Source organism: Chryseobacterium sp. SSA4.19 (assembly GCF_022601875.1).
Classification (GTDB): domain Bacteria; phylum Bacteroidota; class Bacteroidia; order Flavobacteriales; family Weeksellaceae; genus Chryseobacterium.
Genome location: NZ_JAKVIP010000018.1, coordinates 51695 through 73236, shown reverse-complemented (window position 1 = coordinate 73236; position 21542 = coordinate 51695). Strand labels below are relative to the sequence as shown.

Genomic DNA, 21542 nt, shown 5'->3' with positions numbered 1-21542 from the left:
TAGAATATAATGATACTACTGGGATGAGTTTTTCTTATTTCTGTCGATTTCCTTTAGGATCCACTCCAGTTGAGGGTCATTTTTGCCGATGATATCATCCATGGTTTCCTTTATTGTGACATCCGGAAGCACGCCTTTTTTAGTATAGGTGAAAGTGATGTTGGGCTGTACCAGCAGCAGTCCGATAGGAAGGTCTATTTTAGAATTCGGGAGCTGCTGATAAGAGTAAAAGCCGGCCACTGTCCCGTCATTGGCACCTCCGGTTTCTTCACCGACAAGCACGGCGTTTTTGTCATTCTTAAGTTTAGCAGTTAAAATAGAAGAGGCTGAGAAGCTACCGCCATTCATGAGTACAAAAACTTTTCCTGTAAAAACGTCGTCGTTAGGTTTTGATTCTTTATCCGCTTTCATTCGATAGTAAAATTTCCCGTCTTTTTTATAGGTACTGAATGTTTGTGCCAGGAAAAAAGCGGGGTAGGTAAGACCTTTAAAAATATATTCCAGAAAACTGCCTTTCCAGAAATAATTGGTTTTCAGGGGAGATGTTCCCGAAACAACCTCCGAAGGCTTGATCAGAACATAAGGCTCAGGACTTAGGTAGGAATACAGATTATGGATTTCTGCCAGCGAACCGCCATAGTTATTTCTGACATCAATAATCAGGTAGGAAGATTTAGCTTCTTTGATTTTTCTGAATGCCTTTTTATAGAACTGTAAAGAATAAGCTCTTGAAAAACTCTTTACCTTGATATAAGCCATGGTGCTGTCGTGATCAAGAAATTTAAAATTCCGGTTATAGGAATCATTGAAAGCCACGTAATCATTAATTTTTTTCTCAAGAGTGCGTTTTTCCTGCTGTTTATCTTTTTCAAGATCAGTGGTGCTTTTGGTCTCGCGGGTCAGGAAGTATGTTTTCTTTTCCCCCTTATACACCGTTTCCAGTTTTGCCTCGTTTTCATATCCGTTTTCAGCCACGTAAAAATAAAAAAACCAATCCTTCAGGAAATAAGGCTGAAAGGTTGTATTGAAACCGTCACTGTTTGTCAGTTTACTGTATTTTTTCAGGTAAGCAGAGACGCTAACTTCATTGATAGAGATGATTTCTGTTCCCGGTTTAATATGTTGAACAGAATCTTTATTTTCTGTAATATACAGGTGATTGCCCTGAACAAAATATCCGAAACGGCTGAACATGGCCTTTTTATGTTCCAATCTTTTGATTTCCTTTCTGGACAGTTTTTTCATAGGGATCCTCAAAGAAAGATGAGCTTCACGGATATCGGAAATAACAGGCTGTAATTTAAAATAAAACTGAAGCGGGGTAAGCGGTTCACGAATTGTTTTTTTTATACTGTCAAACTTATAATCCAGGTCTTCCTTTGAAATGTACCAATAAAGCTGCGGATGGAGTTCCTTCAGCCGGGAATAGGCAAAATCTACATCTCTTCTGAGTTTTTCAGGTGGAAGTGAAGATGATCTTTGCTCATTGTGTCTCCGTGTTGATCCGCAGGAAGTTAGAATGAAAAGGAGGAATATAAGGAAATAATTTTTCTGCACTTTTATTGTTATTGGGTTTCAAAATTAAACAGTTTAGCCGTTACTTTGGAAAAAATTATTTTATAATTTTAATTAATTTAAAGGTTTATGGTATAAAGATCGTCATATTATATAATGTTATTATATTTAACACCTTACGAATAATGATATATACAATTATTGCCATAGCCATAATAATCGTTTTGTTATATCTGCTGATTACCAGCCGCGAAGTTTTCGGTGCGGAAGCGAAAGGGAAAAGACTGGAAAGAATGCAGCAATCGGAACATTATAAAAACAAGCAGTTTCAGAATCTCCGCTTCACGCCACAGCTCGCAGAGGGATATTCCATGTCCAAAGTGATATTTGATTTCCTTTTCAGGAAGAAAGATCCGCTCTTAAAACCGGTAAATAGTATTCCGGCGGTTCATACCGATATAAAGAACATGCCTAAAGATCAGGATTTTTTTATCTGGCTGGGACATTCATCCTATTACATCCGGATCGAGGGTGTTTCTTTTCTGGTAGACCCAGTCCTGAGTTCTTATGGTTCACCATTCAGTTTTTTTAACAAATCTTTTGCCGGGGCAGATGTCTTTACACCCGAAGATGTTCCTCATCTGGATTATCTCGTGATTACACATGACCATTACGACCATTTGGATTATCCGACGGTAAAAGCAATCCGGGAAAGAGTAGGAAAAGTGATTCTTCCTTTGGGAGTCGGTGCACACCTCGAAAAATGGGGATACCAACCTGAACAGCTGATCGAAGAAGATTGGGGAAGTGAGGTTCTTTTAAAACATAATATCAAAATTACTTTTACTCCGGCACGGCATTTTTCCGGTAGGAAAATAAAAAGAAACACCACCTTATGGACTTCTTATGTTTTGGAAACTCCTGGTCAGAAATTATTTCTGGGAGGCGACAGCGGTTATGATACCCATTTTAAAATGATTGGCAAAAAATACGGGCCTTTTGATTATGCCATTATTGAGAACGGGCAATACAATGAAGCATGGAAATATATCCATGCGCTGCCTGAAGATGTTATCCAGGCCAGTATGGATCTGAATGCAAAGAATATTATTCCGGTACATTCATCAAAGTTTGCGTTGGCACTGCATGCCTGGAATGAGCCGCTGGAAAAGATAACCCGTTTGGGAAAAGATTACGGATTAAATATTTTGACTCCAATGATCGGCGAACCCGTTAATTTAAAACAGACTGATCATCATTTTAAAATATGGTGGAAAGATCAGCCTTAAGCATGCCAAATGTCTTTATATCTTTCAGGATGGTTTTCAAACTGTTGCCTTACAAAATCGCATTCTGGGTCAACAAGTAAATCTTTTTCTTCGGCATAATTTACCAATTCATCAAGCAGCATTTTGGCATACCCTTTACCTTCATGTTCTTCATCAATCTTTGTATAATAGACAATCAGGAGCCTGCCATCAATTTTTATAGACATATAGCCTGATTTTTTTCCATCAACCAGTAATTGTAATTCATCCTGATAGGAAGAAATTTCAAATTTTATATTTTCCATAATATTGTTTTTTGATGTTAATGATTGGTTTATAACCGGTCTCCTAAAATTACGAATTAAAAATTAAACTCAATATTTTTTGGTGTATTAACATAAAATAGCATTCTGAAATATATTTTTAACAATAATTTGCTTTTTATCTTTGAGGGTCATGTCTGCTGAAATCGATTTGGCATTTTAATTGTGTATGATTCCTAAGTTAATTTAAAAAGGGAGAATATGAAAAAGTTGTTATGTACGGCTGTATTCTTAGGGATATTCAGCTCGGCGTATGCACAATCTGAGTATTATAATGATTACAGGAGAAGTGTTTCGGACGTCAATTGGCAGAATGTAATTTCTGATCTTCTGCTGACAACAACCCAGGCCAACCAGGTATATGCGTTAAATGACTGTTACCGTGATTATAATTCCTGGAACACGGTATATGTAAATAATCCTGACCGGTGGAGAGAAGACCGGTACATGGAACTGGAAAGAATTTTAGGAAGAGAGAAATATGCAAAGTTTAAAAATAAATACTACAAAGGCCAAAATCCGGTGGCTGTGTATAACAGCAACAAAAACAAGGACAAGCGTTATAAGCATATGCATAAAAAGGTAAAGACCCATCACCCTAAACATGGCAAAAAAAATCATCGGTAATGAATGGTAATTAAAAATTTGTTAAATACTAAAAACCGGCGACTCATAAGAGCCGCCGGTTTTTTTATTAAGCATAAATTTTTCAATGCGGTTTGGTTTGATTTTTATAATTTTGAATCATGGAAACCGGAGAAACAATAAAAGAATTTTATCAACGCAATGCGGATCATTTCGGATGCATTAAAACTCCCGGCATGGGGCATTTTAATGTATTTTCCCGTGATCATTGTTCATCAGTTACACCTTACAGCAGGAGAGATTACTATAAAATTTCGCTCATTATAGGAAAGGGAACACTTCATTATGCAGACAAATGGATTCATGTAGATCGGCCTGCATTGTTGTTTTCAAATCCTGTAGTTCCTTATTCATGGGAAGCGGAAGATAAAAATCAGAAAGGTTTTTTCTGTCTTTTTACCGATCATTTCCTGCACAACGGCAGCCGTCTGGGAGCCCTTTATGATTCTAAGCTTTTTAAAGTGGGTGCAACACCGGTGTTTTTTGTTGATGATCGGCAACAGGAAACCGTTAATGATATTTTTCATAAAATGATGTCCGAAATACAGTCGGATTATCCGCATAAATATGATGTATTGCGGGCCTATCTTCATCTGCTGATTCATGAAACCATGAAGATGCATCCTGCAGATAATTTTGAGCCTTATCACAATGCTTCCCAAAGGGTAGCAACTTTATTTATGGAATTGCTGGAAAGGCAATTCCCGATTGACAGCCCGGAAAGCTATCTGAAGCTAAAAACTCCTACGGATTATGCAGCGAATCTTTCCATTCACGTTAATTCGCTCAATCGTTCCGTTAAGGAAATTACCGGGAAAACAACCTCTCAGCAGATTGCTGCCAGGATTATTCAGGAAGCCCATGCACTGCTGAAACATACGGATTGGAATGTCTCTGAAATTGCTTACGGGCTAGGCTTTGAAGAGCCTGCCTATTTCACCAATTATTTTAAAAAGCAGACCGGAATGACTCCAAATGCAGTGAGGGCTGTGGTTGTTTGATTTTTATAATTCTTCGTTTGATTTCTATATTGAAACTTGAGGACTTCTGTTATAATTTTGTCATGTTAATTTAAATCACAACCCATTATGAAATTCAGGAAATTAGGAAATACAGGAAAAGAATTGTCTGCCATTGGTTTAGGATGCATGGGAATGAGTTTTGCGTACGGGCCTGCAGACGAACACGAAAGTGTACAGACTCTTCACAGGGCTTTGGATCTGGGCGTGAATTTCTGGGATACGGCAGATATGTATGCGAACGGAGAAAATGAAAAACTGATCTCAAAAGTATTGGTCCCCAACCGTGATAAGATTTTTATTGCCACCAAATTCGGATTCAGGTTTAAAGATGGAAAAGCCGGTCACAGTGGTGCTTCCGGAACCTATTTCGACGGTTCGCCGGAATGGATCAGGAAAGCAGTTGATCTTAGCCTGAAGCGGCTGAAAATAAATGAGATCGATTTATATTATGCGCACAGAGTTGATCCGAATATTCCTGTGGAAGAAACAGTCGGGGCCATGTCAGATTTGGTGAAAGAAGGGAAAGTAAAATACCTGGGTTTGTCGGAAGCTTCGGCTGAGTCAATCAGAAAAGCGCATGCGGTTCATCCGATCACTGCTTTGCAATCTGAATATTCCCTATTAACGCGGGATGTTGAAAAAGACATTTTGTCTACTATCCGTGAGCTTGGAATCACTCTGGTTCCTTATTCTCCTTTAGCGAGAGGATTGTTTTCTAATATCAATGAAGTTCAGCATTTCGGAAACGATGATTTCAGGAAATCTTTGCCGCGATATCAGGAAACATATCTCGAGAATAATCGCAATCTGGCAAGGGAAATTAATGAATTTGCAGATTCAAAAGGGATTAAAGGAACGCAATTGGCTTTGGCCTGGGTTCTTAATCAAGGTGAAGATATTATTCCTATTCCCGGAACAAAACGTATTAAATATTTACAAGAAAATATAGCAGTTTCCCATATTGAACTTTCTCCTTCTGACTTAGAAACCATAGATTCGATCTTAAATAAATATCCGGATGTTGGTGAAAGATATAGCGAAGGTTCTATGAAATTGGTAAATAACTAAAGACAATTAACAATTTAAATTTCTGAATTTATTTTCGGGAATTTAAATTTTCTCATGAACATTTTTATTCACAACATGGTTACACTCAAAGAAAAAAATAAATTTATTGCTACTCTTTTAGCATTTGCAGTTATTCCGATGTCGGGTCTCGCAACGGATATTTATCTTCCTTCCATGCCGAGTATGGCAACCGGACTGCATCAGCCGGAAAGCAGCATACAGCTTACCTTATCTATATTTTTAATCAGTTACGGATTAACTCAGTTTTTTGCAGGGAGTATTGTTGATTCATTCGGCAGGTATAAAATTTCCATGATCTCGCTGGCGTTGTTTGTGGTTTCATTCCTGATCACGGCTACTACACAGAATATTTTTGTGATCTATGCCATGAGGGTATTGCAGGGAATGCTCTCAGGATTTGCTGTCGTATCAAAACGGGCTTTTTTCGTTGATGTCTATGAAGGGGAAGAGCGGAAGCATTATCTCAGCATTATGACCATTGTATGGTCGGTCGGACCTATCATTGCCCCGTTTATTGGAGGGTATCTCCAGAAGAATTTCGGATGGCAGTCCAACTTTTATGTATTGGCCGGATACAGCCTGCTGCTTTTTATCCTGGAGTTTATATTTTCCGGGGAAACCCTGAAAAAAAGAAATCCTTTTCATCTTGAATTTTTATTGAAAGAATATGATTCGATGTTCAGAGCAAAGGATTTTTTTTACGGAATGATCATGTGCGGGCTCAGCTATTCAATGATTATGTTCTTCAACCTGTGCGGGTCGTTTATTATTGAGCATAAGATGGGTTATTCCGAAGTGGTTGCCGGATACGTTTCGCTGATCCTTGGATTTGCTTGGATGACCGGTGGGTTTTTAGGAAAAGCATTGATCAACAAAGCATTTTTACCTAAAATTCGTTATGCCAACTTCATTCAAATAATTTTAATTGTCTTGATGTTTTTTGCTTCCTATTTTTCAAATAACATTTACAGCCTGGTGGCATTTGCCTTTTTAATTCACATCACGGCCGGATTTATTTTCAATAATTATTTTTCTTACTGTATCGGAAGATTTCCGAATTCTGCAGGAATCGCCGGTGGACTTACAGGCGGCGTTGCTTTTATCATCACATCCGCGATCAGCTACGGAATTGTGGCGGTAATCAAGCCGACCGTTCAGCTGGAAGTAGCAGAAGGATATTTTGTACTGGGTATCTTGGGATTGTTTATTTTAAGTATGATTAGACTGAGAAAAGCGCACGTATAATTTAGCTAAAGCAGATTCATACAAAAAAAGCTCCTTTTTAAGGAGCTTTTTTTGTATGAATAAAGTCCGGAATTAAATCCCGTCAATAATTTCGTTCAACACAGTGCTTGGTCTCATAGCCTGATAAGTTTTAAACTTATCGGTCTTGTAATACCCTTCAATGTCCTGAGGTTTACCCTGAGCACCGATTAATTCTGAATTGATAACGTCTTCATTCTCCTGCATAGCCTTCGCAACAGGGGCGAATTGTGCCGCCAGCTCAGCATCAGCAGTCTGGTTGGCCAATGCTTCAGCCCAATACAGGGCAAGATAGAAATGAGAACCTCTGTTATCGATTTGCCCTACTTTTCTGGCAGGAGATTTATCCGTTGCTAAAAATTTGGCGTTGGCTTCATCTAATGCATCCGCTAAAACCTGTGATTTTGTATTATTCTGAGTTTGTGCCAAATGCTCTAAAGAAGCCTGTAAAGCTAAGAACTCACCTAAAGAGTCCCATCTAAGATACCCTTCTTCCAGGAATTGCTCAACATGCTTCGGTGCGGAACCTCCGGCACCTGTTTCAAATAAACCGCCTCCGTTCATCAATGGGACAATAGAAAGCATTTTAGCAGAAGTTCCAAGCTCAAGAATTGGGAAAAGGTCAGTCAGATAATCTCTTAATACATTTCCTGAAACAGAAATCGTGTCTTTTCCTTCTCTTGCTCTTTTCAATGTTTCCGTCATCGCATCTTTTACGTCAAGAATCTTGATGTCCAATCCGTTGGTATCGTGATCAGCTAAGTATTTTTCAACTTTTTTAATCATTTCCCTGTCATGTGCTCTTCCTTTATCCAGCCAGAAAATAGCAGGCGTATCAGATAATCTTGCTCTGTTTACCGCTAATTTTACCCAGTCCTGAATCGGAGCGTCTTTCGTCTGGCACATTCTGAAAATGTCACCTGCTTCCACTTTCTGAGAAAGAAGAACGTTTCCGTTTTCGTCCTGAACTTCTATGGTTCCGTCAGCAGAAGCCTGGAACGTTTTGTCGTGAGAGCCGTATTCTTCAGCTTTTTGAGCCATTAAACCTACATTCGGAACAGAACCCATGGTGGTAGGATCCAATTTTCCGTGTGTTTTCATATCATCAATTACCGACTGGTAGAAACCTGCATAAGAACGGTCAGGAATGATACAAACGGTATCTTCTTCTTTTCCGTCTTTATTCCACATTTTACCGCCGCCTCTTACCAGAGCAGCCATAGAAGCATCAACAATAATGTCAGAAGGAACGTGGAAGTTTGTAATTCCTTTGTCGGAATTTACCATTGCCACTCTTGGCCCGTTTGCCAATGCAGCTTCAATGTCAGCTTTGATGTCAGCTTCCTGGGCGTTTCCTTTTATTTTATCGAAAAGATCGGCAAGACCGTTATTGGGATTCACATCCAAAGATCTGAACGTTTCAGCATATTTAGTGAATACGTCTTTAAAGAACGTTTCAACAATGGCTCCGAAGACAATAGGATCGGAGATTTTCATCATCGTCGCTTTCAAATGCGCAGAAAGAAGCACGTTTCTGTTTTTAGCTTCTTCAATGGCTTCCTGAACGAAAGCTTTTAAAGAATTTAAATTCATGACAGAAGAATCGATCACTTCTCCGGCCTGAAGACCCGCGAAATCTTTTAATTGGGTTTCGGAACCGTCATTTCCTTTGAAAACGATTTTATATTGTGTAGCATTCTCAAGAGTAGTTGAAGTTTCTGTACCGTAGAAATCTCCGCTGTTCATATGAGCAACGTCGGTTTTGCTCTCAGAGGACCAATCTCCCATTCTGTGGGGATTTGCTTTTGCATAATTTTTAACCGCTTTTGGAGCACGCCTGTCAGAATTTCCTTCCCTTAATACAGGATTTACAGCACTTCCTAAAACTTTGGCATATTTCGCTTTGATCGCTTTTTCTTCATCATTTTTAGGTTCTGCAGGATAGTTGGGAACTGCGAATCCTTTTCCCTGTAATTCAGCAATAGCGGCATCTAACTGAGGAGCGGAAGCTGAAATATTCGGTAATTTAATAATGTTTGCATCGGGTTGGGTAGCCAATTCTCCCAGTTGAGCCAGAGCATCGCCGATTTTCTGATCATCTTTTAAAAATTCAGGGAAGTTCGCTAAAATTCTTCCTGCCAAAGAAATATCCGGTACTGCGATCTCTATGTTTGCCGACTTGGTGAACGCTTTTACAATCGGTAAAAACGAGTGTGTAGCCAACATAGGAGCCTCATCCGTAAGGGTGTAATAGATTTTTGATTTTTCTGACATTATACTTTTATTTATTATTTAAAGTTTAGTTTCACAAATTTAGTTAAAATTTAATTTTTTTCCGTTTAATAATCAATGAGATTTTTCACTTTAAGAATTATTTAACCTTTATTTCAGTAAAAATCCTCAGGAATTTGAATAAATTTGAATAACTTTTTAAAAATAAATTATGTCTACAATCACATTAAAAGGAACCTCGATTCATACGATAGGAGATCTTCCCGAAGTAGGAAAACAGGCGCAGGAATTTACCATGGTCTCTTCAGATCTGTCTGAAAAACATCTTGCAGATTATACGGGAAAAAGAGTTGTCCTGAATATTTTTCCGAGTATAGATACCGGTATCTGCGCAGCTTCGGCAAGGAAATTTAATGAAGAAGCTTCCACGCTTGACAATACCGTAATTATTAATGTTTCCAGGGATCTGCCGTTCGCATTATCAAGATTTTGTGCTGCGGAAGGTCTGAATAATGTTGAAACATTATCGGACTTCAGAGGTAATTTCGGTGAAGATTACGGTGTTACCCTTATAGATTCCCCTATGAAAGGCCTTTTGAGCAGAGCTGTTGTGGTTTTGGATGAAAAAACGAATGTTATCTATACCGAGCAGGTGCCGGAAATCGGACAAGAACCGAATTATGAAGCTGCTTTGTCAGTATTGAAATAAAAATAGATATTTCTTGTCAATTTGAATCATTCTGTTAGGTTAATAGAATGATTTTTTTATTTTTGTGAATAAACGTAATAACTAATCCTTGAAAAATAAAACATCTCATATTTTTCTTCTGCTGTTCTTTCTTTCAGGAGGTTCATATATTAATGCGCAGGAATCAAACGAAATTCTTGACCTGAAAAAGAAATTAGCTTCAGCTAAAAGCGATAATGAAAGAATTGAGGGAAATAAAAAGCTTTTCAGCACCTATTATCTGGCAAAAAATACAGACAGTGCCGCTGCGTATTTAAAAAATCTTCTTCCGCTTTATGAAAAAGTAAATAATGTTAATAAGCAGGGTGAAACCCATGTTATCCTTGCCGAATTATATTTAGGAAAAGCTGATTTCAATGCTTTGGATCATCATTTAAAAAAAGGGGAAGAGCTGCTTAAAAATTCCACAGACTATAACAGCAAAGCCATGCTGAATCATATGTTTGCCTATTTCTACCTTTTCAAAAAAAATAATGAAGAGGCTGCCCGGTATTTTCTTAAGAATATCCGATATTACAAAGAAGGGAAAAAGATCAGCAACCATTTAGTGATGTACGCTTATCAGGGATTGTTTTCAAATAATTTCTCTCAAAGTAAATACATCGATAGCTTTGAAGCATCCAATACCTATCTGGATTTTGTGAAAAAGAACTATCCTGAGAAGCTTAATCAGGCTTACCTGGTGTTAGGAAGCTTTCACATCGGAACCAAAAACCATGATAAGGCCATACATTACTTTAAAAAAAGTATTGAAGCTACCGATAAAAAGGATCAGGAATTTATTCACAATGCCTATGTGATGATAGCGCTTTGCTATGAAGATAAAAAGGAGATAGATTCTGCAAAATATTATCTTAATAAAGGGTACGATTATTTCAAAGATGGAAATTCATCAGGTCTTTCTACCGTATATTATGGCTTTGCCTTAATCAATAAGCAGGAGAAGAATTATGCTGTTGCGGAAGACTATATTAAAAAAGCAATGGCACTTATTCCTGGTCAGGATATTGCTTCCACCAGGTTCACGTACCAGTCTGTATTGAATGATATTCATGTTGTCAAATTGTTGTCTGATAAAAACGGACCGGTAAACAGGGACGAGCTTGAAAAGCTTTTAAAAGATTTGAATTCAGAAGCTGAATTTATAAAAACGACCCAATCACTGATTGTACCGCAGCTTACTATTCAAAATTATCAGAACCTGTACAAAGTGCACGAAAAATTAGGAAACCATGAACACGCATTGTTTTATCATAAAAAATATGTAGAGGAAAATGACAAGGTTTTCGGGCTGGATAAAATGAAAGAGCTTGTCTCAAAGCAGTCTGATTATGAACTTGCTGCAGAACGGAATAAAATAAAACTGGAAGAGGAAACCAAACGCATCCAGCTTCAGAAAGAAATAGAATTAAGAGCGCTCCGCTTTGAATACGAAAAAAAACAGGCCGCTGCGAAAACAGAAGAAGAACGGAAAAGATTGGCCCTTGAAGAAGATCTGAAGAGAAAAGAAATACAGATTAAGTTTGATCAGGCACAGAAAGCAATTGCCTTAAGATACGACCAGGAAAAAAATCTTGCGAGGATCAATCAGGAGAAAAAAGACGCAATTGCAAAAGCCGATCTGGAAAGCTCCAGAACCGAAAAAAATATGTGGGCCTTGGGGGCCGGACTTTCTCTGCTGTTACTTGGATTTGCCGGGTTTTCCTACAACCAGAAACGGAAGGATAATAAAAGGATTGCTGAAGAAAAAAAGAAATCAGATGATCTGCTGTTGAATATTCTTCCCTATGAAGTTGCAGAGGAGTTGAAAGAGAAAGGAAAAACAAATGCCAGGCATTTTGATGAAGTTTCGGTTTTATTTACCGATTTTGTCAATTTTACGGCAAATTCCGAAAGAATCGGTGTTCAGGAAGTTCTTAATGAACTGAATATCTGTTTTACGGAGTTTGACAGAATCATGGAAAAATATAACCTGGAAAAAATAAAAACCATAGGTGATGCTTATTTGGCCGTGAGCGGTCTGCCTGTTTCCAATGAACGACATGCTAAAAATGCCGTCAGTGCAGGATTGGAAATTCTTTCTTATATTCAACAGCGGAAACTGAATACTCCGAATGCTCTGGATATCAGGATCGGAATTCATTCCGGACCGGTGATTGCGGGTATTGTCGGTGTCAAGAAATTCGCCTATGATATTTGGGGAGATACCGTAAATACGGCCGCAAGAATGGAACAAAACAGCGCTCCCGGAAAATTAAATGTCTCAGAAGCTACGTATGACTTAATAAAAGAAGATTTTCTTTTTGAACATCGCGGAAAGATAGAAACCAAAGGTAAAGGTGCCATGCAGATGTATTTTGTAAATAAATTTTAATCTTAATTTTAAAAAATTTGAAAAAAAGTATACTCTTTACATTTTTGCTTTTTGTATTTATCACTTTACAAAATTTTTGTTTCGCCCAAAATTCGCGCGAGAAACCAAGAATCTTTACCGTAAAGGAAATAAAGGACGGAGCAGAAATCGATGAAGCAAGTAAATTCTCTGCAGGTGACAATCCTGTTTTTGCTTCTGTTGAATTTGACGATTCTCATTGGAAAAATATTGAATTTTCATCTAAAAAAAATTATACCAAAGATCAGGTTTATTGGATTAGATATTATTTTAAGATTGATTCTGCAATGGTGGGTCAATCGTTGTGTTTTGACATCAGTCAGTTGGGTGCTTCTGAAATTTATCTGAATGGTAAAAAAATTGAGAGCATTGGGAAGGTAAGAGATGGAAAATCTAGGGAATTTAAGATTAAAAACAGGATTCCCGGTCTGTTTACATTAGATAATACGAAGGTAAATGTAGTGGCGGTGAGATTTTTACCGTTAGTGGGCAACAAAAAAAAGACAGTGAATCTAAGCCCTTTTTCAATTAGCATAGAGCTGGCTTCTGCGGATAAATTTATCAGGAAAAAAACGGAATTGTGGAAGCATTTCAATTTTTACACGATGCTTATTTGTGGGATATTCGGCGCGTTAGGATTTATTCATCTGTTGTTGTTTATTTTTTACAGAAAAGCAGTGTATAATCTGTATTTCTCTACCTACAATTTCTCAATTTCCTTGATGAGTTATATGGTATTGCTGTTTTCTGAAATGACTGATCCTCTTAAACTTGACTCGTATACTTTTTTCTCATTTCTTTCATTAATGGCGTTTGGGACTTCACTCACAGGATTTGTCAATACTTTATTTGGAAGAACTAAAAAAAGACTGAAAGTAATGCTGATTATTTCTGCTTCAGTTTTAATCCTTTATTATTTCAGCGCAACCACTGCAGCCAGCTTCGCATTTTTCTATCTGTGTTTTGTTGCCTTTGAATCCTTTTATCTAATTGTCAGGGCAATGATCAGAAAAGAAAAATCGGCTTTCATTGTAGGAGGAGGTATTCTGGTATTCTTTCTTTTCATTGTCATGGTTCTTATTTTTATGTTTTTAAATAAATTGAATACGATTGATATAAGCGATACTTTTGGTGATGATTTTATAAGCTACATATTTATCTTTATTTTTATCAGTTTTCCTATTTCCATTTCAGCCTACTTGGGATGGCAGTTTGCGTCAACTAATTTAAGTTTGGTAAAACAGCTGGATGAAGTTAAACGCCTTTCCGATCTCAATTTAAAACAGGAGCAGGAAAGACAGCAAATTCTTCAGGATCAAAATGATTTACTTGAAAGACAAGTTGATGAACGAACATTTGAATTGCAGAAAGAAAAACAGAAAACAGAAAATTTACTGCTGAATATTCTTCCCCATGAAGTAGCCGAAGAATTGAAGGAAAACGGAAGCTCCGAAGCGAAGTATTATGATGAAGTAAGTGTTTTATTTACCGATTTTGTTAATTTTACACAGAGTTCTGAAAAAATGGGCGCTGAAAAAATGCTGGTTGAACTTAATGAATGTTTTACGGCTTTTGATATGATCATGGAAAAACATGGTTTGGAAAAGATAAAAACCATTGGAGATGCTTATTTAGCCGTTTGCGGACTACCGATAAAAAATGAAAATCATGCGTACCAGACTGTTTTGGTTGCTTTGGATATTATTGATTTTATTGAAGAACGAAAGAAAACCAATCCGGGTGTTTTGGATATCAGGATCGGAATTAATTCAGGTTCTTTAATTGCAGGAATTGTCGGCGTGAAAAAATTCGCTTACGATATTTGGGGCGACACCGTAAACACCGCTGCCAGAATGGAACAGAACAGCGAAAAAGGAAGAATAAATATTTCTGAGTCAACATACCAGTTGGTAAAAGAAAAAATAGTCTGCGAATACAGAGGAAAAATCCATACCAAAGGAAAAGGGGATATGGACATGTATTTTGCCATTGGAACTAAGAATAATTAACCATGGAGATACAGGATGATTAATCTTTAAACTTTGTTTTGAAATCAGAACTCACAAAAGGAAAAACGAAAATTAAAAACCGATCCTATTTTAAATATGGAATACGAAAAATTAAATACAATAATATTAAAAAGGCTAAAGGAAAATCTTCCTGAGCATCTTTCATATCACAGTGTAATGCATGTTAAGGACGTCATTGAATCTGTCGAAAAAATTGCAGACTCCGAAGGAGTTAACGCAGAAGATCTGATATTGCTGAAAACGGCTGCATTATTTCATGATACAGGCTTTTTATTCGGTTCAAAAAACCATGAGGAAAAATCATGCGACATAGCGGCAGAATATCTTTTGGAGTACGGGTATTCCGAAGAGCAGCTGGATAAAATAAAAGGCATGATCATGGCGACAAAGATCCCTCAGACACCGCATAATCATTTGGAAGAAATTGTTGCTGATGCCGATCTGGACTATTTGGGAAGGGACGATTTTTTTATAATCGGAGATAAATTATTTGAAGAATTATCCATGTTTGGGATTGTCAATTCTGAACGCGACTGGAATTTACTGCAGGAAAAATTTTTAGAAAGCCATCATTACTTTACAGAAACCTCTATTAACAATAGAAAAGAAAAAAAACAGGAAAACCTGGATATTATCAAAACAAAACTAAAAAAACTTTGATTATTTTATGAGCTCAGCTTCAACCCAACATAGCCCGCTGTTTACTGTCTCAGATATTATATATCTGTTCCTGGGCGTAATTTCTGCAAGTTTTGCTTTAAAATCATTCCTGGTTCCGAATCACTTTTTAGATGGCGGAGTGACCGGGATTTCACTTTTGTTACATGAAGTTTATCACTGGAATCTGGGTGCTGTTCTATTGGTTTTAAATATCCCGTTTATTGTTCTTGCGTATTTTCAGATCGGAAAGCATTTTGCCATCCGGAGCAGTCTTACTATTCTGTTAATTGCATTGACGATGCATTTTGTCCCTTTTCCGGAACTTACCCACGACAAACTTTTAGTGGCTATGTTCGGCGGTTTCTTTTTAGGGATCGGGATCGGACTTTCCATGCGTGGCGGCGGAACGTTTGATGGAATGGAGGTTCTTGCATTGCTGACTTTCAAAAAAAGCAGTTTCAGCATCACGGAGATTATTTTAGGAATGAATGTGGTTATTTTTATCATTGCTGCAGTATTCCTGAAGGTGGAAACGGCTTTGTACGCCATAATGACTTATCTCGTCGCAAGCCAGATTACCAAATATGTGATTGAAGGAATTGAAGCGTATACCGGAGTAACCATTGTTTCAGGAAACAGTGAAGAAATCAAGAGAGCTTTGGTTTTAACCATGAACCGTGGAATTACGGTTTATAAAGGCGAAAGAGGTTTTATGAAAGAATCTTTTGAGCAGAGCAGCGATGCAGATATTATTTTCACGATTGTAACTCGTTTGGAAGTCAGGAAATTACAGAATATCGTTCGTTCCATTGATCCAAAAGCATTCATTTTTACACAAACCGTCAGAGAACCACAGGGCGGAATCGTAAAGGAAATTATAAAACATTGATTTATCGACATATTTGCATCTTGCAATGAAAAAGTCTTTGCAGGTTATATATCTAGGATATTAAATCAAGACAAACTTTACATTAAAAATAAAATTATGTTTAAAGCCTTATGATATTTCCTCATAAGGCTTTACTTTTGTCATCTAACATCTAACATCTAACATCTAACATCTAACATCTCATAATGAAACACTCCGGAACCGCTACATTACCTCTTCACTACGGCAAAGTACCGCCGTGGTTGTATGAACGTATGTCAACACTCGGGCTTTCAATTGTTGAGGTGATTCTTTCAGATTACGGAAAAAATGAGGTGCTGAAAAGGCTCGCTGATCCTTTTTGGTTCCAAAGCTTTGGGGCAGTAATGGGGATGGACTGGCATTCTTCAGGAATTACCACCTCTGTAATGGGCGCTTTGAAACGGAGTATTAATCCGAATTCTAAAGAATTGGGAATTTACATTTGTGGCGGAAAAGGAAGGTTTTCAAAAGAAACCCCTAACGAGCTCCTGGTCATTGCTGATAAAACAGGGTTAAACGGAAATGAACTGGTGCGCGCAAGTAAATTGTCTGCCAAGGTCGATAATACTGCCATTCAGGATGGTTATCAGCTGTATCTTCACAATTTTATAGTATCGGATGAAGGAAACTGGTCGGTTGTCCAGCAGGGAATGAACGATTCAGACCGAACAGCCAGACGTTATCACTGGCATTCTGAGAGTATGCAGTCTTTTGTCGATAAACCCCACAAAGGAATCCAGGGCATCAACCGTGGAAATATTTTAAATCTTACTGACAGTGCAGCTCATGAAAACCGTAAAGGAATTCTTGAAATTTCACACACCAATTCAGAAAAAATCATGCAGGATTTCGCAAATTTAATTTTGCCGAATCATCATGATGTCCGCGCTTCCGATGTCGATTTAAAGAAGCTGGGAACGCTTCTCTATATGACAAGAGAAAACCAGCCGGAGAACTTTGAAGAGTTGCTGCTGTTAAAAGGAGTAGGGCCGAGGACTTTGCAAAGCCTGGCATTAGTAAGCGAGGTGATTCACGGAGCTCCGGCAAGATTCAGGGATCCGGCAAGATTTTCATTCGCTCATGGTGGAAAAGACGGGCATCCGTTTCCGGTTCCGTTAACGGTTTATGATGAAACGATTGGAATTATTCAAAAAGGAATCGAAAAATCAAAGTTGGGAAACTCAGATAAACTACAGTCTATTAATAAGCTTCACACCATCATTGCTGAAGCTGAGAAAAACTTCACCCCTGATTTTGACATCAATAATGTTATTGAAGAAGAACGTCAAAATTCCTGGCGATTCGGCGGAAAAACCGTCTTCGGTGATGCAGAAAAACCTTCTTCTCCCAAGCCCATACAGCTTTCTTTATTTTAAAATCAAACAAGAGAAAGGTTTACGGTCGTCTGTAAAATTGAAGATTAAAAGCTGTAAAAAATGTGTACTGATTACGAAAATAATTAAAATTGATTTGTATTAAAATAATTCACTTCGGATTGCCATAAAAATTCTATTTTTAAATTCAGTTAAACATTGAACAGAATGGACACAAAAGTTCTTGAAATATGCTATGATTTTCCCTTTTTTCTGGATGAAGAGCTTGAAGAAGTATTTAAGGCGCATGAAAAAGTATTTTTTTCAAAAGGCGATTTTATTTTGAAAGAAGGAAAAACGGCCAACGAATATTATATTCTGGAGAAAGGAATGGCGCGTTCTTTTGTCAATGATTTTAACGGAAATGACGTAACCACAAACTTTTTTACAGAAGGAGAGATTGTTATTGAAGTTTCTTCTATTTTTCAAAGGATCCCGACGCAGGAAAATATTGTCTGCATCTCAGATTGCGAATGCTGGAAAATGGATTTTGAAATATTCCAGAATTTATTCCATAAGATTCCAAACCTCGCAGAGTGGGGCAGGACGTGGATGTCGCAGCAGCTTTTTGTATACAAGCAGCGATCTGTGGAAATGTTTACCTTATCCGCTACCAGCCGCTATTTAAAACTGTTGGAGGATAAACCTCGGGTGATACAGTTTGCTCCCTTAAAACAAATTGCCTCTTATCTCGGAGTTACGGACACTTCTTTAAGCCGGATTCGCAAGGAATTGGTTTCGCATCCCAGGAAAAACTAAATCTTGTCTTATGGCAAGCCGGTTTTCATTTGGACTTGGTATTTTTGATGTAAGTCAAATACCTAAAAATTAAAAAATGAAAATCAATCAGATCTATGTTAATCTTCCCGTAAAAGATGTTCAGAAAACCAAAGAGTTCTGGATGAAAGTCGGTTTCTCTATCAATGATCAAATGACTGACGACAGAGCAGTCTGCGTGGCGATGAGTGACAATATGTACGTTATGTTTTTAACAGAGGAGCATTTTCAGACTTTTTCAGAACGGCCTCTTCCGAAAGGAGATACCACCCAGGTTCTTGTCGCAATTGGTTTAAACAGCCGTGAAGAAGTGGATCAGGTGGTAAATACGGCGGTTGCAAATGGCGCAACTCAACATGAAGAACCACAAGACTATGGCTGGATGTATCACAATTCGTTCTGGGATATCAATGGCCATGGCTGGAATGTTATGTTTACCGATGTATCTCAAATGCCGGATCAATTTTAAATCAAGTTTTATGGATACACCGAAATCACAAAAATTAGAGGTTATTATTCCCGCATTTCGCGGCCACAGTCAGAATTTCCTGATGGTTCTCAATGGCATTTCAGAAGAAGATGCTTTAAAAAGGATTGACGGAAGAACCAATCACATCATTTGGATGGCCGGAAACTTCCTTGATATGCGCTATGCCATGGGAAATGTTCTCGGTTTGCATGAAGAATTTGAGTACAGAGATTTTTTCTTTCAGGGTAAGACATTGGATGAAAATTTCAACTATCCGGAGTTGCAACAGTTGAAAGACAGTTTTCATGCTATTTCACCCTTAGTATATAGAAGTTTGCTGGATGTTTCAGATGATGATCTTGATAAAGCTTTTCCTATGGGAATGAATATCGATTTCTTCCCTGAAAATATGTTAAGTTTTATCGGAATGTGCATCGGGCGTGAAGATTATTTATGCGGACAAATCGGTTTGATGCGAAAAATTCTTGGTTATGAAGGAATGAAATATGACTTCGATGATGATTTAAAATATTAAAATAAATCATATCGGAAAAAGGCAAACTGAAATTTTCAAGTATTTCAAAAATCTGTTTCTCTTTACATTCATACATGAGGGCTTTGTTCCAGACTCCTCAAGCTGACAAACCAAATACTAACATTTAAAAATAAAATCATGGCAAAATTAAATCCGTACCTGAATTTTGATGGTACAGCTGAAGAAGCATTCACTTTTTACAAATCGATTTTTGGCGGCGAATTCGTCGGAGCACACAAAATGGGAAACGCTCCCGGAACCGAAAATTTATCCGATGAAGAAAAAAACAGGATGATGCACATCTCATTGCGAATCGGGAGTGACCTCCTGATGGCATCTGATATTGTTCCGTCTTTTGGACAGCATCTTACGGTGGGAAACAATAATTATATTTCTGTTTTCCCTGAATCCAAAGAAGAAGCAGACCGGCTTTTTAACGGGCTTTCACAAGGTGGCATTATTGAAATGCCGATGGAAGAACAGTTCTGGGGAGATTATTTTGGGAGCTTTCAGGATAAATTCGGTGTATATTGGATGATTAATTATAACGAAGAGAATTTAAAATAATTATCTTTACCTTAATTATCAACAGGGCAGTTTTTTTGATTGCCCTTTCACTTTAATCACAAGATAAAATATGGAACCGATAAAAATTGACATCACGATTCTTGCGCCCGTACAGAAAGTCTGGGAATATTTCAGCACCCCGGAACATATTACCCAATGGAATTTTGCCCATGAGTCCTGGCAATGCCCGTCGTCGGAAAATGACTTAAGAGTCGGAGGTAAATTTAAAACAAGAATGGAAGCGAAAGACGGAAGTTCCGGTTTTGATTTTGAAGGCATTTACGATGAAATCATTTTGTATAAGAAAATACAATATCATCTGGAAGATAACAGGAAAGTGGAAGTGATTTTTGAAGCTGTTGATGAAAATACAACAAAAGTGATCGAAATATTTGATCCCGAAAAACAGAATTCTCCAGAGATGCAACGGGAAGGATGGTATGCCATATTCAATAATTTCCACAAATACGTTGAAAACAATTAATTAAATCAACACCTTTAAAGCCATGATCAATTTAATTATAATGGCAAAGTGTCTCACCTCAGTCTGCGCTGTGAGTCACATGGGACAAAGAGATTTTCTGAAAAATGTCATTGCCGTTCCTGCCAGAAAGGCTTTGGAACAGGAAAAAATAGATTCCCTGGAAAAGCTTTCAGGATATTCTGAAGATGAAATTATGAAACTTCATGGCTTTGGGGAAACGACCATGAAAAAACTGAAAACCTATATGAAAAAACATCAGGTTTCTTTTAAAAGTCAAGTGTTCTGATTAAAATATTGATCTCAGTTTTCATAAGCAAATGACTGAAAAAAAATAAATCCATCTAAAGTAAACAATATGAACAATGATATATTTCCATGCCTGTGGTATGACGAAGACGCAAGAGAAGCTGCAGAATTTTACCGCAATGTATTTGACGGCAAGATTACAGCAGATACACCTGTTGTGATAAACATAGACCTTCTCGGACAGAAGTTCATGCTTCTGAACGGAGGCCCGCAATTCAAGAAAAATGCTTCGGTTTCATTTATGGTTATTTGTGAGACGGAAGAAGAAGTGCAAAAGTATTGGGATCAGCTGATGGAAGGAGGAACCATATTGATGCCGCTTGATTCTTATTCATGGAGCAGGAAATATGGCTGGATCAGAGACCGCTATGACGTGACATGGCAGATTTTCTTAGGAGAAAAACAGACTGAACAGAAGCTCATCCCTACTTTGATGTTTATACATCAGAATAACGGGAAAGCCATGGAAGCCATGGAACTGTACACCAAAACATTTCCGGATTCCAGAATAGGAAATATCTTACGGTATGGAGATGGAAGTGAGGGCCATCCGGGCGATGAGCCAGCAGGACACATCCAGCATGCCCATTTTGAAATTGACGGGTACAGTTTTTTTTGTATGGATAATTCTTATGACCATGCATTTGATTTTAATGAAGGGATTTCAATAGTAGTAATGACTGATGATCAAAAACAGACAGATCATTACTGGAATTCACTCACAGGAAATGGAGGCAGAGAGAGTATGTGCGGCTGGCTGAAAGATCCTTATGGCCTTAGCTGGCAGATTGTTCCTAAAAGGCTAATCCAGCTGATGAATGATCCGGATCAGGAAAAAGCCTATAAAGTAGTTCAGGCCATGATGAGGATGCAGAAAATAAATATTGAAGAACTGGAAAAAGCATATTCTTCATAGATGATTGAGATCAGCATA

Annotated in this window: 21 protein-coding genes; 18 read left to right on the top strand and 3 right to left on the bottom strand. The window is 37.7% G+C overall.

The features are described from left to right. Positions 1-15: 15 nt before the first annotated feature. Complete coding sequence (locus tag MKJ01_RS18960) at positions 16-1557, bottom strand: S41 family peptidase (protein ID WP_241614540.1); 1542 nt, start codon at positions 1555-1557, stop codon at positions 16-18. 143 nt (positions 1558-1700) lie between these two features. Between MKJ01_RS18960 and MKJ01_RS13345 the strand changes: the two genes are divergently transcribed. Then, on the top strand, positions 1701-2804 hold the full coding sequence (locus tag MKJ01_RS13345; RefSeq protein WP_241614541.1) for an MBL fold metallo-hydrolase: 1104 nt from the start codon (positions 1701-1703) through the stop codon (positions 2802-2804). On the opposite strand, the gene MKJ01_RS13340 is transcribed toward MKJ01_RS13345, so the two are convergent. Then, on the bottom strand, positions 2801-3088 hold the full coding sequence (locus tag MKJ01_RS13340) for a GNAT family N-acetyltransferase (protein WP_241614542.1): 288 nt from the start codon (positions 3086-3088) through the stop codon (positions 2801-2803). The two genes, MKJ01_RS13345 and MKJ01_RS13340, sit on opposite strands and share 4 nt — an antisense overlap. A 219-nt stretch (positions 3089-3307) precedes the next feature. Between MKJ01_RS13340 and MKJ01_RS13335 the strand changes: the two genes are divergently transcribed. The 4 genes from MKJ01_RS13335 to MKJ01_RS13320 all read left to right on the top strand — a co-directional run bounded on the left by MKJ01_RS13335 (position 3308) and on the right by MKJ01_RS13320 (position 7107). Next, positions 3308-3733 (top strand): hypothetical protein, encoded by a 426-nt coding sequence (locus MKJ01_RS13335; protein WP_241614543.1) that lies wholly within the window; start codon positions 3308-3310, stop codon positions 3731-3733. Between the two features lie 119 nt (positions 3734-3852). After that, positions 3853-4752 carry an AraC family transcriptional regulator gene (locus tag MKJ01_RS13330; RefSeq protein WP_241614544.1) on the top strand — a complete coding sequence of 300 codons (900 nt, stop codon included), beginning with the start codon at positions 3853-3855 and terminating at the stop codon, positions 4750-4752. Between the two features lie 87 nt (positions 4753-4839). Continuing rightward, on the top strand, positions 4840-5841 hold the full coding sequence (locus MKJ01_RS13325; protein WP_241614545.1) for an aldo/keto reductase: 1002 nt from the start codon (positions 4840-4842) through the stop codon (positions 5839-5841). Between the two features lie 54 nt (positions 5842-5895). Then, positions 5896-7107, top strand: a complete 1212-nt coding sequence (locus MKJ01_RS13320) for an MFS transporter (RefSeq protein WP_241614546.1) — start codon at positions 5896-5898, stop codon at positions 7105-7107. Positions 7108-7179: 72 nt separating this feature from the next. Here the strand turns inward: MKJ01_RS13320 and MKJ01_RS13315 are convergent, their stop codons facing one another. Continuing rightward, positions 7180-9399: an NADP-dependent isocitrate dehydrogenase gene (locus MKJ01_RS13315; RefSeq protein ID WP_241614547.1), complete on the bottom strand. Its 2220-nt coding sequence runs from the start codon at positions 9397-9399 to the stop codon at positions 7180-7182. 169 nt (positions 9400-9568) lie between these two features. Here MKJ01_RS13315 and tpx point away from each other — a divergent pair, with 169 nt between their 5' ends. From tpx to MKJ01_RS13250, 13 genes are all read left to right on the top strand, one after another. Then, on the top strand, positions 9569-10066 hold the full coding sequence (tpx, locus tag MKJ01_RS13310) for a thiol peroxidase (protein ID WP_241614548.1): 498 nt from the start codon (positions 9569-9571) through the stop codon (positions 10064-10066). Between the two features lie 88 nt (positions 10067-10154). Beyond that, the gene (locus MKJ01_RS13305; protein WP_241614549.1) at positions 10155-12479 is read left to right on the top strand and encodes an adenylate/guanylate cyclase domain-containing protein; all 2325 of its coding nucleotides are present in this window, start codon (positions 10155-10157) and stop codon (positions 12477-12479) included. Positions 12480-12496: 17 nt separating this feature from the next. Continuing rightward, complete coding sequence (locus tag MKJ01_RS13300; protein WP_241614550.1) at positions 12497-14506, top strand: adenylate/guanylate cyclase domain-containing protein; 2010 nt, start codon at positions 12497-12499, stop codon at positions 14504-14506. Positions 14507-14602: 96 nt separating this feature from the next. Beyond that, the gene (locus MKJ01_RS13295; protein WP_241614551.1) at positions 14603-15187 is read left to right on the top strand and encodes an HD domain-containing protein; all 585 of its coding nucleotides are present in this window, start codon (positions 14603-14605) and stop codon (positions 15185-15187) included. A gap of 7 nt (positions 15188-15194) precedes the next feature. Beyond that, on the top strand, positions 15195-16076 hold the full coding sequence (locus MKJ01_RS13290; protein WP_241614552.1) for a YitT family protein: 882 nt from the start codon (positions 15195-15197) through the stop codon (positions 16074-16076). A gap of 185 nt (positions 16077-16261) precedes the next feature. Beyond that, entirely contained in the window at positions 16262-17473 is a 1212-nt protein-coding gene (locus MKJ01_RS13285; RefSeq protein WP_241632642.1) for a DUF763 domain-containing protein, read from the top strand. A 165-nt stretch (positions 17474-17638) separates the two neighbouring features. Then, positions 17639-18229, top strand: coding sequence for a Crp/Fnr family transcriptional regulator (locus MKJ01_RS13280; RefSeq protein WP_241614553.1), 591 nt, complete (start codon positions 17639-17641; stop codon positions 18227-18229). 76 nt (positions 18230-18305) lie between these two features. Next, a complete protein-coding gene (locus tag MKJ01_RS13275; protein WP_241614554.1) occupies positions 18306-18716 on the top strand; it encodes a VOC family protein in 411 nt (136 codons plus the stop codon). 10 nt (positions 18717-18726) lie between these two features. After that, a complete protein-coding gene (locus MKJ01_RS13270) occupies positions 18727-19251 on the top strand; it encodes a hypothetical protein (RefSeq protein ID WP_241614555.1) in 525 nt (174 codons plus the stop codon). Between the two features lie 138 nt (positions 19252-19389). Next, a complete protein-coding gene (locus MKJ01_RS13265; RefSeq protein ID WP_241614556.1) occupies positions 19390-19818 on the top strand; it encodes a VOC family protein in 429 nt (142 codons plus the stop codon). Between the two features lie 70 nt (positions 19819-19888). Next, on the top strand, positions 19889-20302 hold the full coding sequence (locus tag MKJ01_RS13260) for an SRPBCC family protein (protein ID WP_241614557.1): 414 nt from the start codon (positions 19889-19891) through the stop codon (positions 20300-20302). A 40-nt stretch (positions 20303-20342) separates the two neighbouring features. Then, positions 20343-20588, top strand: coding sequence for a hypothetical protein (locus MKJ01_RS13255; RefSeq protein WP_241614558.1), 246 nt, complete (start codon positions 20343-20345; stop codon positions 20586-20588). Between the two features lie 69 nt (positions 20589-20657). Then, positions 20658-21524, top strand: a complete 867-nt coding sequence (locus MKJ01_RS13250; RefSeq protein WP_241614559.1) for a VOC family protein — start codon at positions 20658-20660, stop codon at positions 21522-21524. The last annotated feature ends 18 nt before the right edge of the window (positions 21525-21542 follow it).

Bases quoted from the DNA above. Each gene is read 5' to 3' on its own strand.
- MKJ01_RS13250 (WP_241614559.1), top strand. From the start codon at position 20,658: ATGAACAATGATATATTTCCATGCCTGTGGTATGACGAAGACGCAAGA.
- MKJ01_RS13280 (WP_241614553.1), top strand. From the start codon at position 17,639: ATGGACACAAAAGTTCTTGAAATATGCTATGATTTTCCCTTTTTTCTG.
- MKJ01_RS13295 (WP_241614551.1), top strand. From the start codon at position 14,603: ATGGAATACGAAAAATTAAATACAATAATATTAAAAAGGCTAAAGGAA.
- MKJ01_RS13260 (WP_241614557.1), top strand. From the start codon at position 19,889: ATGGAACCGATAAAAATTGACATCACGATTCTTGCGCCCGTACAGAAA.
- MKJ01_RS13325 (WP_241614545.1), top strand. From the start codon at position 4,840: ATGAAATTCAGGAAATTAGGAAATACAGGAAAAGAATTGTCTGCCATT.
- MKJ01_RS13315 (WP_241614547.1), bottom strand. From the start codon at position 9,399: ATGTCAGAAAAATCAAAAATCTATTACACCCTTACGGATGAGGCTCCT.
- MKJ01_RS13285 (WP_241632642.1), top strand. From the start codon at position 16,262: ATGAAACACTCCGGAACCGCTACATTACCTCTTCACTACGGCAAAGTA.
- MKJ01_RS13345 (WP_241614541.1), top strand. From the start codon at position 1,701: ATGATATATACAATTATTGCCATAGCCATAATAATCGTTTTGTTATAT.
- MKJ01_RS13275 (WP_241614554.1), top strand. From the start codon at position 18,306: ATGAAAATCAATCAGATCTATGTTAATCTTCCCGTAAAAGATGTTCAG.
- tpx (WP_241614548.1), top strand. From the start codon at position 9,569: ATGTCTACAATCACATTAAAAGGAACCTCGATTCATACGATAGGAGAT.
- MKJ01_RS13340 (WP_241614542.1), bottom strand. From the start codon at position 3,088: ATGGAAAATATAAAATTTGAAATTTCTTCCTATCAGGATGAATTACAA.
- MKJ01_RS13270 (WP_241614555.1), top strand. From the start codon at position 18,727: ATGGATACACCGAAATCACAAAAATTAGAGGTTATTATTCCCGCATTT.
- MKJ01_RS13255 (WP_241614558.1), top strand. From the start codon at position 20,343: ATGGCAAAGTGTCTCACCTCAGTCTGCGCTGTGAGTCACATGGGACAA.
- MKJ01_RS13320 (WP_241614546.1), top strand. From the start codon at position 5,896: ATGAACATTTTTATTCACAACATGGTTACACTCAAAGAAAAAAATAAA.
- MKJ01_RS13265 (WP_241614556.1), top strand. From the start codon at position 19,390: ATGGCAAAATTAAATCCGTACCTGAATTTTGATGGTACAGCTGAAGAA.
- MKJ01_RS13335 (WP_241614543.1), top strand. From the start codon at position 3,308: ATGAAAAAGTTGTTATGTACGGCTGTATTCTTAGGGATATTCAGCTCG.
- MKJ01_RS13330 (WP_241614544.1), top strand. From the start codon at position 3,853: ATGGAAACCGGAGAAACAATAAAAGAATTTTATCAACGCAATGCGGAT.
- MKJ01_RS13290 (WP_241614552.1), top strand. From the start codon at position 15,195: ATGAGCTCAGCTTCAACCCAACATAGCCCGCTGTTTACTGTCTCAGAT.